This is a genomic window from Shigella sp. SIG3 (assembly GCF_053555855.1).
Genome location: NZ_JBQZXE010000001.1, coordinates 93,097 through 108,137 on the forward strand (window position 1 = coordinate 93,097; position 15,041 = coordinate 108,137).

Consider the following 15,041-nt stretch of genomic DNA (forward strand, 5'->3'; position numbering starts at 1 on the left):
ACTCCTCTTCGAACCCCCGCTTGTCGGGGGTTTTTAGCATTGATGGTGCGATATGGAATCAATCGAACAACAACTGACAGAACTGCGAACGACGCTTTGCCATCATGAATATCTTTATCATGTGATGGATGCGCCGGAAATTCCCGACGCTGAATACGACAGGCTGATGCGCGAACTGCGCGAGCTGGAAACCAAACATCCAGAACTGATTACGCCTGATTCGCCTACCCAACGTGTAGGTGCTGCGCCGCTGGCAGCTTTCAGCCAGATACGCCATGAAGTACCAATGCTGTCACTGGATAACGTTTTTGATGAAGAAAGCTTTCTTGCTTTCAACAAACGTGTGCAGGACCGTCTGAAAAACAACGAGAAAGTCACCTGGTGCTGTGAGCTGAAGCTGGATGGCCTTGCCGTCAGTATTCTGTATGAAAATGGCGTTTTAGTCAGTGCCGCGACCCGTGGCGATGGCACCACCGGGGAAGATATCACGTCTAATGTGCGTACTATTCGCGCCATTCCGCTGAAGCTGCACGGAGAGAATATCCCGGCGCGTCTGGAAGTGCGTGGTGAAGTGTTCCTGCCGCAGGCGGGGTTCGAAAAGATTAACGAAGATGCGCGACGCACGGGCGGGAAAGTTTTTGCTAACCCACGTAATGCGGCAGCTGGTTCACTGCGTCAGCTTGATCCGCGTATTACAGCGAAGCGACCGCTCACTTTTTTCTGCTATGGCGTTGGTGTTCTGGAAGGGGGCGAGCTGCCGGATACTCATCTTGGCCGTTTACTGCAATTTAAAAAGTGGGGGTTGCCGGTCAGCGATCGGGTAACGCTTTGTGAATCGGCGGAAGAAGTGCTGGCGTTCTATCACAAAGTGGAAGAAGACCGCCCGACGCTGGGCTTTGATATCGACGGCGTGGTGATTAAGGTCAACTCACTGGAACAGCAGGAGCAGCTTGGCTTTGTCGCGCGTGCCCCGCGCTGGGCGGTAGCGTTTAAATTCCCGGCGCAGGAGCAGATGACCTTTGTGCGTGACGTCGAGTTTCAGGTTGGGCGTACTGGCGCGATTACGCCTGTTGCGCGTCTGGAACCTGTCCATGTTGCTGGCGTGCTGGTGAGTAACGCAACCTTACACAATGCGGATGAAATCGAACGTCTTGGTTTACGCATTGGCGATAAAGTGGTGATTCGCCGCGCTGGCGACGTGATCCCGCAGGTGGTTAACGTCGTGCTTTCTGAACGCCCGGAAGATACCCGTGAGGTTGTATTCCCGACGCATTGTCCGGTATGTGGTTCTGACGTTGAGCGTGTGGAAGGTGAAGCGGTTGCCCGCTGTACCGGTGGCCTGATTTGCGGTGCGCAGCGTAAAGAGTCGCTGAAACACTTTGTTTCCCGCCGTGCGATGGATGTTGACGGAATGGGCGACAAAATCATCGATCAGCTGGTTGAAAAAGAATATGTCCATACTCCGGCAGATCTGTTCAAACTCACCGCAGGCAAACTGACCGGACTGGAGCGTATGGGGCCAAAATTGGCACAAAACGTGGTTAACGCGCTGGAAAAAGCGAAAGAAACCACCTTTGCTCGCTTCCTCTATGCACTTGGCATCCGTGAAGTCGGCGAGGCCACCGCAGCAGGTCTGGCGGCATATTTCGGCACGCTGGAAGCGCTGGAAGCCGCTTCGATTGAAGAGCTGCAAAAGGTGCCTGATGTTGGCATTGTCGTTGCATCCCACGTTCACAACTTCTTTGCCGAAGAAAGCAACCGCAATGTCATCAGCGAGCTGTTGGCGGAAGGTGTTCACTGGCCTGCGCCGATCGTTATCAACGCGGAAGAGATTGACAGCCCGTTTGCTGGTAAAACCGTGGTGCTTACGGGCAGCTTAAGCCAGATGTCGCGTGATGACGCTAAAGCTCGACTGGTCGAACTGGGCGCGAAAGTCGCGGGCAGCGTGTCGAAGAAAACCGATCTGGTGATAGCGGGTGAAGCTGCAGGATCTAAACTGGCGAAGGCGCAGGAACTGGGCATTGAAGTCATCGACGAAGCGGAAATGCTGCGTTTGCTGGGTAGCTGAGATGGAAAAAGAGCAGCTGATTGAAATAGCCAATACGATAATGCCGTTTGGCAAATACAAAGGGCGTCGCTTAATTGACCTGCCGGAGGAGTATCTGCTGTGGTTTGCCCGCAAAGATGAGTTCCCGGCAGGGAAGCTCGGTGAGCTAATGCAAATCACGCTGCTGATTAAAACCGAGGGGCTGACGCAACTGGTCCAGCCCCTGAAGCGTCCGCTTTAAGCTTTATCGGCGCTGCTTTCCTGCTGCGCCTGTAACTGTTCGGTCTGGCGTTTGTATCGACGCGCTAGCACCGCACAGACCATCAATTGGATCTGATGGAAAATCATCAGGGGCAGCACCATCATACCGATCACCGATGTGGGGAACAGAATGTTTGCCATCGGGATGCCATTTGCCAGACTCTTTTTCGAACCACAAAAGACGATAGTAATTTCATCTGCCTTATTGAAGCCCAGTCGGCGTGCCATAAAGACGTTAACTACAATCACGATAGCCAGAAGAACGCAGCTGACCACCACGATAAACAGCAATGATCCCCAGCCAACTTTATGCCAGATACCATTAACGACGGCTTCGCTGAACGCTGTATAAACCACCAACAGAATGGACGTCTGGTCAGTTTTCGCAATCCATTTTTTATTGCGCGACACCCAGTCACCAATCCACGGCCGGGAAAGATGCCCCAACACAAACGGCAGCAGCAGTTGCAGCATAATTTTACCGACCTGCTCAAGGCTGCCCCTTGCACCGTGAACGTTCATCACCAGACCAACCAGCAATGGTGAAAGGAAAATCCCCAGCAGGCTGGATGCTGACGCAGAACAAACCGCCGCCGCGACGTTACCGCCCGCCATTGACGTGAAGGCGATTGCAGACTGCACGGTAGCCGGGAGAATGCACAAGTAGAGAAAACCGGAGTAGAGCATCGGGTCGACATTTACCGGTTTCCACCAGGCAAACAGTACACCCAGAATCGGAAACAGCACGAAGGTGCTGCACATTACCCACAAATGCAGTCGCCAGTGACCACCGCCAGCAATAATCGCCTCACGCGACAACTTCGCGCCGTGCATAAAGAACAGCAGGGCAATAGCTGCGGTGGTCAGATTTTCAAAGAAGGGGACGAAATCGCCTCTGGCCGGAAAGAAAGAGGCCAGCAACACCACCGTGATCAGGGTTAAGGTGAAAGGATCGAGGATACGAAAAAGTTTCATAAAGACTCCAGATGATCGATGGTTCTATTGTGCTTCTTCCAGTTTGAGAAATAAAATTGATTTATTGCATCCATTCATGAAGAAAACAGATGAATTATTCTTTAAAACAATTAAAGGTTTTCGTCACAGTAGCGCAGGAGAAAAGTTTTAGTCGTGCAGGAGAGCGTATCGGCTTGAGCCAGTCGGCAGTAAGTCACAGTGTGAAGGAGCTGGAAAATCATACTGGTGTTCGCCTGCTGGACAGAACCACGCGTGAAGTGGTGCTTACAGATGCAGGGCAGCAGTTGGCTTTGCGTCTTGAGCGACTGCTGGATGAACTTAACAGCACGTTGCGCGATACCGGGCGTATGGGGCAACAACTGAGCGGAAAAGTTCGGGTCGCTGCCAGCCAGACCATTTCCGCGCATCTTATTCCGCAATGCATTGCTGAAAGCCATCGCCGCTATCCAGATATTCAGTTTGTCCTGCATGATCGTCCGCAGCAGTGGGTGATGGAAAGTATTCGCCAGGGAGATGTCGACTTTGGCATCGTCATCGATCCAGGCCCAGTGGGCGATCTGCAATGTGAAGCGATTCTTTCCGAGCCTTTCTTTCTGCTTTGCCATCGCGATAGCGCTTTGGCCGTGGAAGATTATGTACCCTGGCAGGCATTACAGGGAGCGAAATTGGTGTTGCAGGATTACGCGTCAGGCAGCCGACCGCTGATTGACGCAGCGCTGGCGCGCAATGGTATTCAGGCGAATATTGTGCAGGAGATTGGACATCCGGCGACGCTGTTCCCGATGGTAGCCGCAGGCATCGGCATCAGTATTCTTCCTGCACTGGCGCTACCATTGCCTGAAGGTAGCCCACTGGTGGTTAAGCGCATTACGCCGGTGGTTGAACGCCAGTTGATGCTGGTGCGCAGGAAGAACCGTTCACTTTCCACCGCCGCTGAAGCGTTATGGGACGTGGTACGAGACCAGGGCAATGCGCTAATGGCTGGTCGGGAAGGGGATCCGTTGTATCAGATATAGATATCGATATGAGTCGTTTTTTCAACAGGATTTAGAAGGGATACATTCAGAGACAAACGCTGCTCTTTCTCCTGCGCCTTTTCTGCCTGCTGTTTCTGCAACTGCGCCAGTTGTGTTTCCAGTAGGGTGATTTGCTGTTGAATCAATTCGGCCTGTTTTTGCTTGTCTTCAGCACTGCCGCTAGTGTCTACAATCTCTTTAATTTGTTGAGTGAGTTTGATGATTTGCTGACTTATCCGCGCGATTTGTGAAGCAACATCGCTACCTTGTGATGCCCTGTTACTACTCTGTGTTTGTATGGAAGGAATTGAAGTTGAAGAGATAGTGGCCATTGTTCAGTCCTCGTCACTGTACGAGGTAATATCGGTAGAAGAACAAGGAACTTGAGAAGAAAAATCAATCTTACAAATCGCAGATAGCAAAAAAGCGCCTTTAGGGCGCTTTTTTGCATTGGTGGGTCGTGCAGGATGACTCGCTTCGCTCGCCCTTCGGGCCGTCGCCGCGAGCGGCTCCGTTGTTTCGCTGCGCTCAACTCAAACCTGCTGCAGGTTCGAATCTTTGAGTATCGCAGATAGTAAAAAAGCGCCTTTAGGGCGCTTTTTTACATTGGTGGGTCGTGCAGGATTCGAACCTGCGACCAATTGATTAAAAGTCAACTGCTCTACCAACTGAGCTAACGACCCGAAGTGGTGGGTGATGACGGGATCGAACCGCCGACCCCCTCCTTGTAAGGGAGGTGCTCTCCCAGCTGAGCTAATCACCCACTTCTCAATTTCTTGCTACACGGCGGAGACTACATAAAGTAGTTGGTGGGTGATGACGGGATCGAACCGCCGACCCCCTCCTTGTAAGGGAGGTGCTCTCCCAGCTGAGCTAATCACCCCCGCTGTGTGGAGTCGCATTATAGGGAGAGTTCAAAATGAGTCAACGCATTTTCTAAAGAAATTGTTCGTTCGTCGTAAATTTAAGCAAGATGATCGCAAAACAGACCGTGTTGCGCAATTTGTCAACGAAAACAATAATGCGTAAGGTAGAAACCCGAACTACATTGAGGAATCAGGCGGGAGTGATAGAATATCGCCCACTCAATTTTTCCAGGATTTGCCGGTTGTCGGCATCTTTCTAAACGTAAGGCCATTTCATGAAAATCAAAACTCGCTTCGCGCCAAGCCCAACAGGCTATCTGCACGTTGGCGGCGCGCGTACTGCTCTTTACTCCTGGCTTTTTGCACGTAACCACGGCGGTGAGTTCGTGCTGCGTATTGAAGACACCGATCTTGAGCGTTCCACGCCGGAAGCTATCGAAGCCATTATGGATGGCATGAACTGGCTGAGCCTGGAGTGGGATGAAGGTCCGTACTACCAGACCAAACGTTTTGATCGCTACAACGCGGTGATCGATCAGATGCTGGAAGAGGGCACTGCTTATAAATGCTATTGCTCTAAAGAGCGCCTGGAAGCGCTGCGCGAAGAGCAAATGGCGAAAGGTGAGAAGCCGCGTTATGACGGTCGCTGCCGCCACAGCCATGAGCATCATGCTGATGATGAACCGTGTGTTGTACGTTTTGCTAACCCGCAGGAAGGTTCTGTTGTTTTTGACGATCAGATCCGTGGTCCGATCGAGTTCAGCAACCAGGAACTGGACGATCTTATTATCCGCCGTACCGATGGTTCCCCAACCTATAACTTCTGTGTGGTTGTCGATGACTGGGATATGGAAATCACCCACGTTATCCGTGGCGAAGACCATATCAACAACACGCCGCGCCAGATCAACATTCTTAAGGCCCTGAAAGCGCCGGTGCCGGTTTACGCGCACGTTTCTATGATCAATGGCGATGACGGTAAAAAACTGTCCAAACGTCACGGGGCAGTCAGCGTAATGCAGTATCGTGATGACGGTTATTTGCCAGAAGCACTGCTGAACTATCTGGTGCGTCTGGGCTGGTCCCACGGCGATCAGGAAATCTTCACTCGTGAAGAGATGATCAAATACTTCACTTTGAATGCCGTCAGCAAATCTGCCAGTGCGTTCAACACCGACAAGCTGCTGTGGCTGAACCATCACTACATTAACGCGCTGCCGCCGGAGTATGTTGCTACTCACTTACAGTGGCACATTGAGCAGGAAAATATCGATACCCGTAACGGCCCGCAGCTGGCTGATCTGGTGAAACTGCTGGGCGAACGCTGCAAGACGCTGAAAGAGATGGCACAGAGCTGCCGTTATTTCTACGAAGATTTTGCTGAGTTCGATGCCGATGCGGCGAAAAAACATCTGCGTCCGGTAGCGCGTCAGCCGCTGGAAGTGGTTCGTGACAAACTGGCCGCGATTACTGACTGGACCGCTGAAAACGTTCATCACGCTATTCAGGCGACGGCGGATGAGCTGGAAGTGGGTATGGGTAAAGTTGGTATGCCGCTGCGTGTCGCCGTAACCGGTGCGGGGCAGTCTCCAGCACTGGATGTTACCGTTCACGCAATTGGTAAGACCCGCAGTATCGAGCGTATCAACAAAGCGCTGGATTTTATTGCTGAACGCGAAAATCAGCAGTAATTAGCGTGTAAAAAGATAAACGGCAGGAGATAATATCCTGCCGTTTTTTATTTATGCTGATTCGTCAATATCGAGACGGGCGAGGAAATTGCGAATTCCTTCACGTGACAAAAATTGCGCGACTTTTTCCTGCTCAATGTCTGTCATATTATCTATCGCGTTGATGATTTGTCGATACGCCGGGGCGCGTGCTCCAGGAGCGTATTCAGCAATTCTCTCTTCAGCTTCCATCAACATTGGTGTGTTATGGAAGGCTGGCGTGTTCTGAATAAACTCGCAAACTTGCGTATCGACCAGAATAAGTCTGGCACGACCGCCTTTCACGCCGGGAAATTTTTCCGTTTTCCAGCCTTTTTCTCTGATCCAACGGTTAACAGTTTGTTTAGCCACACCGAGGCATTCAGCCAGTTCTTCGGTGGTCATTTTATTGCGTAATCTTTTCATATTATTTGCTATCGCGAATCCCTAAGCGTTGTAACAATCCGATAATCCCTTCCCGCAGAAGCAAGGATGTAAACTGTTTTTGTTCAACTGGCGTCATCTCTTTCGCCAGTGTCACCAGCAATACTTCAAGCGGCGCATCACCAGAAAGGGCAGGCGCTTCTCCCTGACCTTCTGGACGTTCAGCATTGCGAATATATTCACGAACCTGTTCATTGACGTGAACCAGTCGGGCTTTACCACCCTGGACGCCAGGTTTTGGTGACGTTGTCCAGCCTTCCTTGCGTACCCATTTATTAATGGTCTGGCGGCTATAGCCGGTCAGTCTGGCAAGTTCATCTGGTGTCATCCTCTCCTTGGACATAACAATTCCCTGAATGTATGTGGGTCTATTAGTAGTTCATTTTATAACACCACTTTACAGGAAACCGTGACATGAATAACTACTGAATGCGAGCGGTTTTCCAAAATTGTTCATTTGCCTGATTTTTCAGCGATTGAAACTACACGTTGCAATTTGCCGTTGACACATTCGGGCGGAATTCATATGATGCCGCCCGTCAACTCGACAAGCTTTACGTGACGGGGCTATAGCTCAGCTGGGAGAGCGCTTGCATGGCATGCAAGAGGTCAGCGGTTCGATCCCGCTTAGCTCCACCAAATTTCCAACCCTCGCTGCAAAGCGGGGGTTTTTTGTCTCTGCTTTTTGCCGCTTTTGTAATACAGTTTACGTCCGGGTTAGCGCCGCCTGGTGAAAGCATCATTGGATGAAAAATCGGCAACAGGCTGGCCCCTGTTTGCTTCGCGATGCGAATAAACTTATTATTTGTGTGCCTGAAAACCCCGATCAGTGAGAGTAGTGTACTCATGTTTGTGGAGCATAACCTGATAAAAAATATCAAGATATTCACACTAGCGTTTACGCTCACCGTGGTACTTATTCAGCTATCCCGTTTTATTTCGCCACTTGCCATTATCCATTCCAGTTATATCTTTCTGGCGTGGATGCCACTGTGCGTAATGCTGTCAATCTTGTTTATCTTTGGCTGGCGCGGTGTCGTTCCCGTTTTATGCGGGATGTTTTGCACCAATCTGTGGAACTTTCATCTCTCTTTTTTACAGACTGCGGTCATGCTCGGCAGCCAGACGTTTGTCGTGTTGTGTGCCTGCGCAATATTACGCTGGCAGCTGGGGACGCGTTGGCGTTATGGATTGACCAGCCGATATGTCTGGCAACGTCTGTTCTGGCTTGGTTTGGTGACGCCGATCGGCATCAAATGCAGCATGTATCTTGTGGGGAGCTTCTTTGATTTCCCGCTAAAGATATCCACCTTTTTCGGCGATGCGGATGCCATTTTCACGGTCGTTGATTTACTAAGCCTTTTCACCGCAGTGCTGATTTACAACATGCTTTTCTACTATCTCACTCGCATGATTGTAAGTCCCCACTTTGCGCAGATATTGTGGCGCAGGGATATCGCTCCGTCGTTGGGCAAAGAGAAACGCGCATTTACCTTAAGCTGGCTGGCAGCGTTAAGCGTGCTGCTACTTCTGTTGTGCACACCTTATGAAAACGACTTTATTGCCGGTTACCTGGTACCCGTTTTCTTCATCATCTTTACCCTCGGGGTCGGTAATCTTCGCTATCCGTTTTTAAATCTCACCTAGGCTGTTTCAACGCTTTGCCTTCTGAATTACAACCAGAACTTTTTGCAAGGGGTGGAAACCGAATATTCGCTGGCATTTATTCTCGCGGTGCTGATTTCCTTTAGCGTTTGCCTGCTCTATATGGTGCGCATTTATCATCGCAGTGAATGGCTTAATCGCCGCTGGCATTTGCAGGCGCTAACAGATCCGTTAACGCTCCTACCCAACTTTCGTGCGTTGGAACAAGCGCCGGAGCAAGAGGCGGGCAAGAGTTTTTGCTGCCTGCGCATTGATAATCTTGAGTTTATGAGTCGTCATTACGGCTTAATGATGCGCGTTCACTGTATCCGCTCAATTTGCCGTACGCTGCTGCCGTTGATGCAGGAAAACGAAAAGTTGTATCAATTGCCGGGTAGTGAACTGCTGTTAGTGCTGAGCGGGCCGGAAACGGAAGGGCGACTCCAGCATATGGTTAACATCCTGAATAGTCGGCAAATTCACTGGAACAATACCGGGCTGGATATGGGCTATGGTGCTGCCTGGGGGCGTTTTGATGGAAATCAGGAAACCCTGCAACCCTTGTTGGGGCAGTTAAGCTGGCTGGCGGAGCAATCCTGCGCACATCATCATGTGCTGGCGCTGGATAGCAGAGAGGAGATGGTTTCCGGGCAGACCACTAAACAGGTGCTATTGCTGAATACCATTCGCACGGCGTTAGATCAGGGTGATTTGCTGCTCTACGCCCAGCCAATTCGCAACAAAGAGGGTGAAGGTTATGATGAGATCCTCGCGCGACTGAAATATGACGGCGGCATTATGACCCCGGATAAGTTTCTGCCCCTTATTGCTCAGTTTAACCTTAGCGCGCGTTTTGATTTGCAAGTGCTGGAATCCTTGTTGAAGTGGCTGGCAACACACCCTTGCGACAAAAAAGGACCGCGCTTTTCAGTCAATTTAATGCCGCTCACGCTGCTGCAAAAGAATATTGCCGGACGGATTATTCGTCTGTTTAAGCGTTATCACATCTCCCCGCAGGCGGTCATTCTTGAGATCACCGAGGAGCAGGCGTTTTCTAACGCAGAAAGCAGCATGTACAACATCGAGCAGCTGCATAAGTTTGGTTTCCGGATTGCGATTGATGACTTTGGCACCGGATATGCCAACTACGAACGGTTAAAGCGTTTGCAGGCTGATATCATCAAAATTGATGGCGTCTTTGTGAAAGATATTGTCACGAATACGCTGGATGCGATGATTGTGAGATCAATTACCGATCTGGCGAAAGCGAAGTCATTGAGTGTGGTCGCGGAGTTTGTCGAGACGCAACAGCAGCAGGCGCTATTGCATAAGCTCGGGGTGCAATATCTGCAAGGGTATTTGATTGGTCGCCCGCAGCCATTAGCTGATTAACAGGCGTAAAAAAGCCGGGGAATGATCCCCGGCTTTTTTATGTATGGTTTTACAGCACCAGTGCTGCGATTGACGCAGACAGCACACTCACCAGGGTAGAGCCGTAAACCAGTTTCAGACCGAAGCGAGAAACCACGTTACCTTGCTCTTCATTCAGGCCTTTAACTGCACCTGCGATAATCCCGATTGAAGAGAAGTTAGCGAAGGAAACCAGGAACACAGAGATGATGCCTTCAGCACGCGGAGAGAGCGTGGAAGCAATTTTCTGCAGATCCATCATCGCAACGAACTCGTTGGAAACCAGTTTGGTCGCCATGATACTGCCCACTTGCAGTGCTTCACTGGAAGGAACACCCATCACCCATGCAATCGGATAGAAGATGTAGCCCAGGATGCCCTGGAAGGAGATGCTGTAGCCAAACCAGCCAGTAACGGTGGCAAACAGTGCGTTCAGCGCGGCGATCAGGGCGATAAAGCCGATCAGCATCGCGGCAACGATAATGGCAACTTTGAAACCTGCCAGAATGTATTCACCCAGCATTTCGAAGAAGCTCTGACCTTCGTGCAGGTTGGACATCTGGATGTTTTCTTCACTGGCATCAACACGGTAAGGATTGATCAGCGACAGCACGATAAAGGTGCTGAACATGTTCAGTACCAGCGCAGCAACGACGTATTTCGGTTCCAGCATGGTCATGTATGCACCAACGATGGACATCGACACGGTGGACATTGCCGTGGCAGCCATGGTGTACATACGATTACGGGAGATTTTGCCGAGGATATCTTTATAGGCAATAAAGTTTTCTGACTGACCCAGAATCAGGGAGCTGACGGCGTTAAAGGATTCCAGTTTGCCCATACCGTTGACTTTGGAGAGCAGGAAACCAATTGCGCGGATAATCACCGGCAACACGCGAATGTGCTGGAGAATACCGATCAGTGCAGAGATAAAGACGATTGGGCACAGCACTTTCAGGAAGAAGAATGCCAGGCCTTGATCATTCATGCTACCAAAGACGAAGTTAGTCCCTTCGTTGGCAAATCCGAGTAGTTTTTCGAACATTTCGGAGAAGCCTTTCACGAAGCCTAAACCAACGTCGGAGTTCAGGAAGAACCACGCCAGTAACACTTCGATAACAAGCAGTTGAATAACATAACGGATACGAATTTTTTTGCGGTCGCTGCTTACCAGCAGTGCGAGAATCGCAACAACGGCAAGTGCCAGTACAAAATGAAGGACGCGGTCCATATTTGCTCCAAATATGAGGCAGGTTAAATTTCCGTGCACATTCTATGTAACATGGTTAAGGAAAACGAGATCTGACACACACTATAATGACGTCCTGTGACAGGCTTCAAAAATAGTGATCTGTCATACATTTCTGCTATGTTGTGTATGGAAGCTGAAAGTTATGTAAATGTGCTAACATTAAACATAACCATAACATTCAAGTCATCAATCTTTTCGTAATCGTAATCTTGGTCTATCAGAGAAATCACCACAATCCATTTAAATGAATTTGATAATCATTCTCGTTTAGAATAGCATGAAACATAGCAAAGGCTATGTTTTAGAGGCACAAGATGACGAACTATCGCGTTGAGAGTAGCAGCGGACGGGCGGCGCGCAAGATGAGGCTCGCATTAATGGGACCTGCGTTCATTGCGGCGATTGGTTATATCGATCCCGGTAACTTTGCGACCAATATTCAGGCGGGTGCTAGCTTCGGCTATCAGCTACTGTGGGTTGTCGTTTGGGCCAACCTGATGGCGATGCTAATTCAGATCCTCTCTGCCAAACTAGGGATTGCCACCGGTAAAAATCTGGCGGAGCAGATTCGTGATCACTATCCGCGTCCCGTAGTGTGGTTCTATTGGGTTCAGGCAGAAATTATTGCGATGGCAACCGACCTGGCGGAATTTATTGGTGCGGCGATCGGTTTTAAACTCATTCTTGGTGTTTCGTTGTTGCAGGGCGCGGTGCTGACGGGGATCGCGACTTTCCTGATTTTAATGCTGCAACGTCGCGGGCAAAAACCGCTGGAGAAAGTGATTGGCGGGTTACTGTTGTTTGTTGCCGCGGCTTACATTGTCGAGTTGATTTTCTCCCAGCCTAACCTGGCGCAGCTGGGTAAAGGAATGGTGATCCCGAGTTTACCTACTTCGGAGGCGGTCTTCCTGGCAGCAGGCGTGTTAGGGGCGACGATTATGCCGCATGTGATTTATTTGCACTCTTCGCTCACTCAGCATTTACATGGCGGTTCGCGTCAACAACGTTATTCCGCCACCAAATGGGATGTGGCTATCGCCATGACGATTGCCGGTTTTGTCAATCTGGCGATGATGGCTACAGCTGCGGCGGCGTTCCACTTTTCTGGTCATACTGGTGTTGCCGATCTTGATGAGGCTTATCTGACGCTGCAACCGCTGTTAAGCCATGCTGCGGCAACGGTCTTTGGGTTAAGTCTGGTTGCTGCCGGACTGTCCTCAACGGTGGTGGGGACACTGGCGGGGCAGGTGGTGATGCAGGGATTCATTCGCTTCCATATCCCGCTGTGGGTGCGTCGTACAGTCACCATGTTGCCGTCATTTATTGTCATTCTGATGGGATTAGATCCGACACGGATTCTGGTTATGAGTCAGGTGCTGTTAAGTTTTGGTATCGCCCTGGCGCTGGTTCCACTGCTGATTTTCACCAGTGACAGCAAGTTGATGGGCGATCTGGTGAACAGCAAACGCGTAAAACAGACAGGCTGGGTGATTGTAGTGCTGGTCGTGGCGCTGAATATCTGGTTGTTGGTGGGGACGGCGCTGGGATTGTAGTTGAATGAGCGTCGTATCTGGCACTATTGGCGGATGCGGCGTAAACGCCTTATCCGCCCTACGCGTTAAAGAGCCGGTTTGTAGGCCTGATAAGACGCGCTAGCGTCGCATCAGGCATTGTGCTCCATTGGAGGACGCGTTTAATGGCGGTGCCCATGTCCGCGGCCTTTTCCGCGATGATCGTCACGATCGCGCCAGCCTTCACGATAGCCACGCTCATATGCTTTACGCTTATCCCAGCCACGATGATAGCCATTATCATGACGCCACCAGCGGTTTTTGCGCCATTCATAATTGCGATGCCAGTAATCACGATCTCGCCAGTGACCACCGTCCCAGTAATTACCGTAATGATCGCGATCGCCAATTTGTAATTTGATCGATGGCAGTAGGGTGATTTCACCTGCATTTGCTGCAAGCGGGGTAAATGCCATCAGGGCGGCCGCCAGAAACAGTGACCTGAACATTGTTATTCTCCTTCACGATCGAAGCCGTCAGCGGCCTGTTAACGCAATATTACGGGGAGGTAAAGCCCCGTATCATCGCCATAACTCTTAAATCATAAAGGAGAGCATTTTTTGCTAAACATTATCGTGGGGTGGCTGTTGCTTCGGACGATTGACCATCATCATCGGCTTACCTGCTAATAACAGCCATGCCGGAAGCATGACGATACAGAGCAGCGGTAGCAATGTGGTATTGGGTACAACGACTGCCGCCATAAAAAGACTTAACCAGCCATCGCGTGTTACCACCAGCACGATGCCGAGAATAGCGCAGGAAACGGTTATTGCCGCTGGAACGGCGGGAACGTGCTCATGCAGCATCAACCCTAATGCCACGCCGACAAACACTGCCGGGAAGATTCGCCCACCGCGAAAGCCACTGGCGGCAGCAACGACCAGGGCGGCAAGTTTAATTACCGCCAGCAAAAAGTAATCGCTGGTGCTGAAAGCCTGATTTGCCACTATCTGCTGCATCTCATCCAGCCCTTTAAACAGCGAAACTGGTCCACCAATAACCCCCAGAATTCCGAGAATAAATCCGCCAATACCCAGCACGAGCACCGGATTTTTCATTTGATTCATTATCGCGTGCAACCGTGGTAAGCACCATACGGCGACCATCCCTGCTGCGATGGCAATCGCCGCGACAATTGCACCGCTGAGAATATCGGTCATTTCCATCTGTCCGTAATGCGCAATGGGCAGTGAAAAATGGGGATGGAAAAATAATCCGGTAGTAAGTGCACCAGCTGCTGCCGCCATTAACGGCGCAAAAAGACGATCCCATAGCGGAACTTCACTACTGCCATTTAAGGTTTGCGAAAATATCAACGCCGCCGCAACAGGTGTACCAAACAGCGCGCCGATGGTTCCGGCAGAGGCTAAAATAGTCCACTCCATTCGGTTGACGCGCGGTAACAGACGAGCGCCAATGGCGACGGCAAGGGCGATATTGACGGTCATGATCGGATGTTCCGGCCCCAGGCTGACGCCGCCAGCAAGACCGAGAATTAATGCTACGATAAGTCCAGGTAGCGCAGAGGGCGGAACCGGTGCGCCGATCAGCGGTTCACAGGCGGGGTCTGGTCCGGCATGACCCTGGCTGAAACGGATAACCAACCCCACCGCAATACCCGTTAGCGTTAATACACCGATGATCCAGAGGGGGGAATCCTGGGCTATCCCCAGAGTTCCCGGCAGTCGTTGCCAGAGCAAATTCTGTAATACCGAGGCGATTTTCATCACCACAATCAGAATAAGACTGGACGCAATCCCAATTGCCACGGCGGGGAGCGATAATAACAACATGGTTCTGGCTCGCGGATGGAGCATGTTCTATTCCTTATGCGGGGTCA

At 50.7% G+C, this 15,041-nt stretch carries 13 protein-coding genes, 4 tRNA genes, 1 other RNA gene and 1 pseudogene; 8 read left to right on the plus strand and 11 right to left on the minus strand.

Annotated features, from left to right (window positions below):
* Window positions 1–52 precede the first annotated feature (52 nt).
* The gene (gene ligA, locus ACUU1I_RS00440) at window positions 53–2,068 is read left to right on the plus strand and encodes an NAD-dependent DNA ligase LigA (protein ID WP_000443651.1); all 2,016 of its coding nucleotides are present in this window, start codon (window positions 53–55) and stop codon (window positions 2,066–2,068) included.
* 1 nt (window position 2,069) lies between these two features.
* Complete coding sequence (locus ACUU1I_RS00445; protein WP_000410201.1) at window positions 2,070–2,288, plus strand: DUF3820 family protein; 219 nt, start codon at window positions 2,070–2,072, stop codon at window positions 2,286–2,288.
* Here ACUU1I_RS00445 and ACUU1I_RS00450 read toward each other — a convergent pair.
* Complete coding sequence (locus tag ACUU1I_RS00450; RefSeq protein ID WP_000765613.1) at window positions 2,285–3,283, minus strand: bile acid:sodium symporter family protein; 999 nt, start codon at window positions 3,281–3,283, stop codon at window positions 2,285–2,287. The genes ACUU1I_RS00445 and ACUU1I_RS00450 overlap by 4 nt on opposite strands.
* An 89-nt stretch (window positions 3,284–3,372) precedes the next feature.
* Here ACUU1I_RS00450 and ACUU1I_RS00455 point away from each other — a divergent pair, with 89 nt between their 5' ends.
* Entirely contained in the window at window positions 3,373–4,299 is a 927-nt protein-coding gene (locus ACUU1I_RS00455; protein ID WP_001109794.1) for a LysR family transcriptional regulator, read from the plus strand.
* On the opposite strand, the gene ACUU1I_RS00460 is transcribed toward ACUU1I_RS00455, so the two are convergent.
* From ACUU1I_RS00460 to ACUU1I_RS00480, 5 genes are all read right to left on the minus strand, one after another.
* Complete coding sequence (locus tag ACUU1I_RS00460; RefSeq protein ID WP_000201413.1) at window positions 4,290–4,631, minus strand: FlxA-like family protein; 342 nt, start codon at window positions 4,629–4,631, stop codon at window positions 4,290–4,292. The genes ACUU1I_RS00455 and ACUU1I_RS00460 overlap by 10 nt on opposite strands.
* A gap of 119 nt (window positions 4,632–4,750) precedes the next feature.
* A non-coding RNA gene (locus ACUU1I_RS00465) (RtT sRNA) lies at window positions 4,751–4,876 on the minus strand.
* Window positions 4,877–4,906: 30 nt separating this feature from the next.
* A tRNA-Lys gene (locus ACUU1I_RS00470) sits at window positions 4,907–4,982 on the minus strand.
* A gap of 4 nt (window positions 4,983–4,986) precedes the next feature.
* A tRNA-Val gene (locus tag ACUU1I_RS00475) sits at window positions 4,987–5,062 on the minus strand.
* A 44-nt stretch (window positions 5,063–5,106) separates the two neighbouring features.
* Window positions 5,107–5,182: transfer RNA gene (locus tag ACUU1I_RS00480), tRNA-Val, on the minus strand.
* A 258-nt stretch (window positions 5,183–5,440) separates the two neighbouring features.
* Between ACUU1I_RS00480 and gltX the strand changes: the two genes are divergently transcribed.
* Entirely contained in the window at window positions 5,441–6,856 is a 1,416-nt protein-coding gene (gene gltX, locus ACUU1I_RS00485; RefSeq protein ID WP_000695655.1) for a glutamate--tRNA ligase, read from the plus strand.
* Between the two features lie 51 nt (window positions 6,857–6,907).
* On the opposite strand, the gene ACUU1I_RS00490 is transcribed toward gltX, so the two are convergent.
* Window positions 6,908–7,300: a MerR family transcriptional regulator gene (locus ACUU1I_RS00490; RefSeq protein WP_000826503.1), complete on the minus strand. Its 393-nt coding sequence runs from the start codon at window positions 7,298–7,300 to the stop codon at window positions 6,908–6,910.
* Between the two features lies 1 nt (window position 7,301).
* Window positions 7,302–7,661 (minus strand): YfeC-like transcriptional regulator, encoded by a 360-nt coding sequence (locus ACUU1I_RS00495; protein ID WP_000032487.1) that lies wholly within the window; start codon window positions 7,659–7,661, stop codon window positions 7,302–7,304.
* A 220-nt stretch (window positions 7,662–7,881) separates the two neighbouring features.
* Between ACUU1I_RS00495 and ACUU1I_RS00500 the strand changes: the two genes are divergently transcribed.
* A tRNA-Ala gene (locus tag ACUU1I_RS00500) sits at window positions 7,882–7,957 on the plus strand.
* Between the two features lie 207 nt (window positions 7,958–8,164).
* Window positions 8,165–10,354 (plus strand): annotated as a pseudogene (locus ACUU1I_RS00505) (bifunctional diguanylate cyclase/phosphodiesterase).
* Window positions 10,355–10,403: 49 nt separating this feature from the next.
* On the opposite strand, the gene nupC reads toward ACUU1I_RS00505, so the two are convergent.
* Window positions 10,404–11,606, minus strand: coding sequence for a nucleoside permease NupC (nupC, locus tag ACUU1I_RS00510; RefSeq protein ID WP_000376337.1), 1,203 nt, complete (start codon window positions 11,604–11,606; stop codon window positions 10,404–10,406).
* Window positions 11,607–11,904: 298 nt separating this feature from the next.
* Between nupC and ACUU1I_RS00515 the strand changes: the two genes are divergently transcribed.
* Together ACUU1I_RS00515 and ACUU1I_RS00520 are read left to right on the plus strand one after the other, a co-directional pair.
* Window positions 11,905–11,961, plus strand: coding sequence for a hypothetical protein (locus ACUU1I_RS00515; RefSeq protein WP_418134935.1), 57 nt, complete (start codon window positions 11,905–11,907; stop codon window positions 11,959–11,961).
* Window positions 11,942–13,180, plus strand: coding sequence for an Nramp family divalent metal transporter (locus tag ACUU1I_RS00520; RefSeq protein ID WP_000186369.1), 1,239 nt, complete (start codon window positions 11,942–11,944; stop codon window positions 13,178–13,180). Before ACUU1I_RS00515 ends, ACUU1I_RS00520 begins: the two co-directional genes overlap by 20 nt.
* A gap of 140 nt (window positions 13,181–13,320) precedes the next feature.
* Here the strand turns inward: ACUU1I_RS00520 and ypeC are convergent, their stop codons facing one another.
* Both ypeC and ACUU1I_RS00530 read right to left on the minus strand, forming a co-directional pair.
* Window positions 13,321–13,647, minus strand: coding sequence for a DUF2502 domain-containing protein YpeC (gene ypeC / locus ACUU1I_RS00525; protein WP_000490072.1), 327 nt, complete (start codon window positions 13,645–13,647; stop codon window positions 13,321–13,323).
* Window positions 13,648–13,761: 114 nt separating this feature from the next.
* Entirely contained in the window at window positions 13,762–15,018 is a 1,257-nt protein-coding gene (locus ACUU1I_RS00530) for an ion channel protein (RefSeq protein WP_152030549.1), read from the minus strand.
* Window positions 15,019–15,041 lie beyond the last annotated feature (23 nt).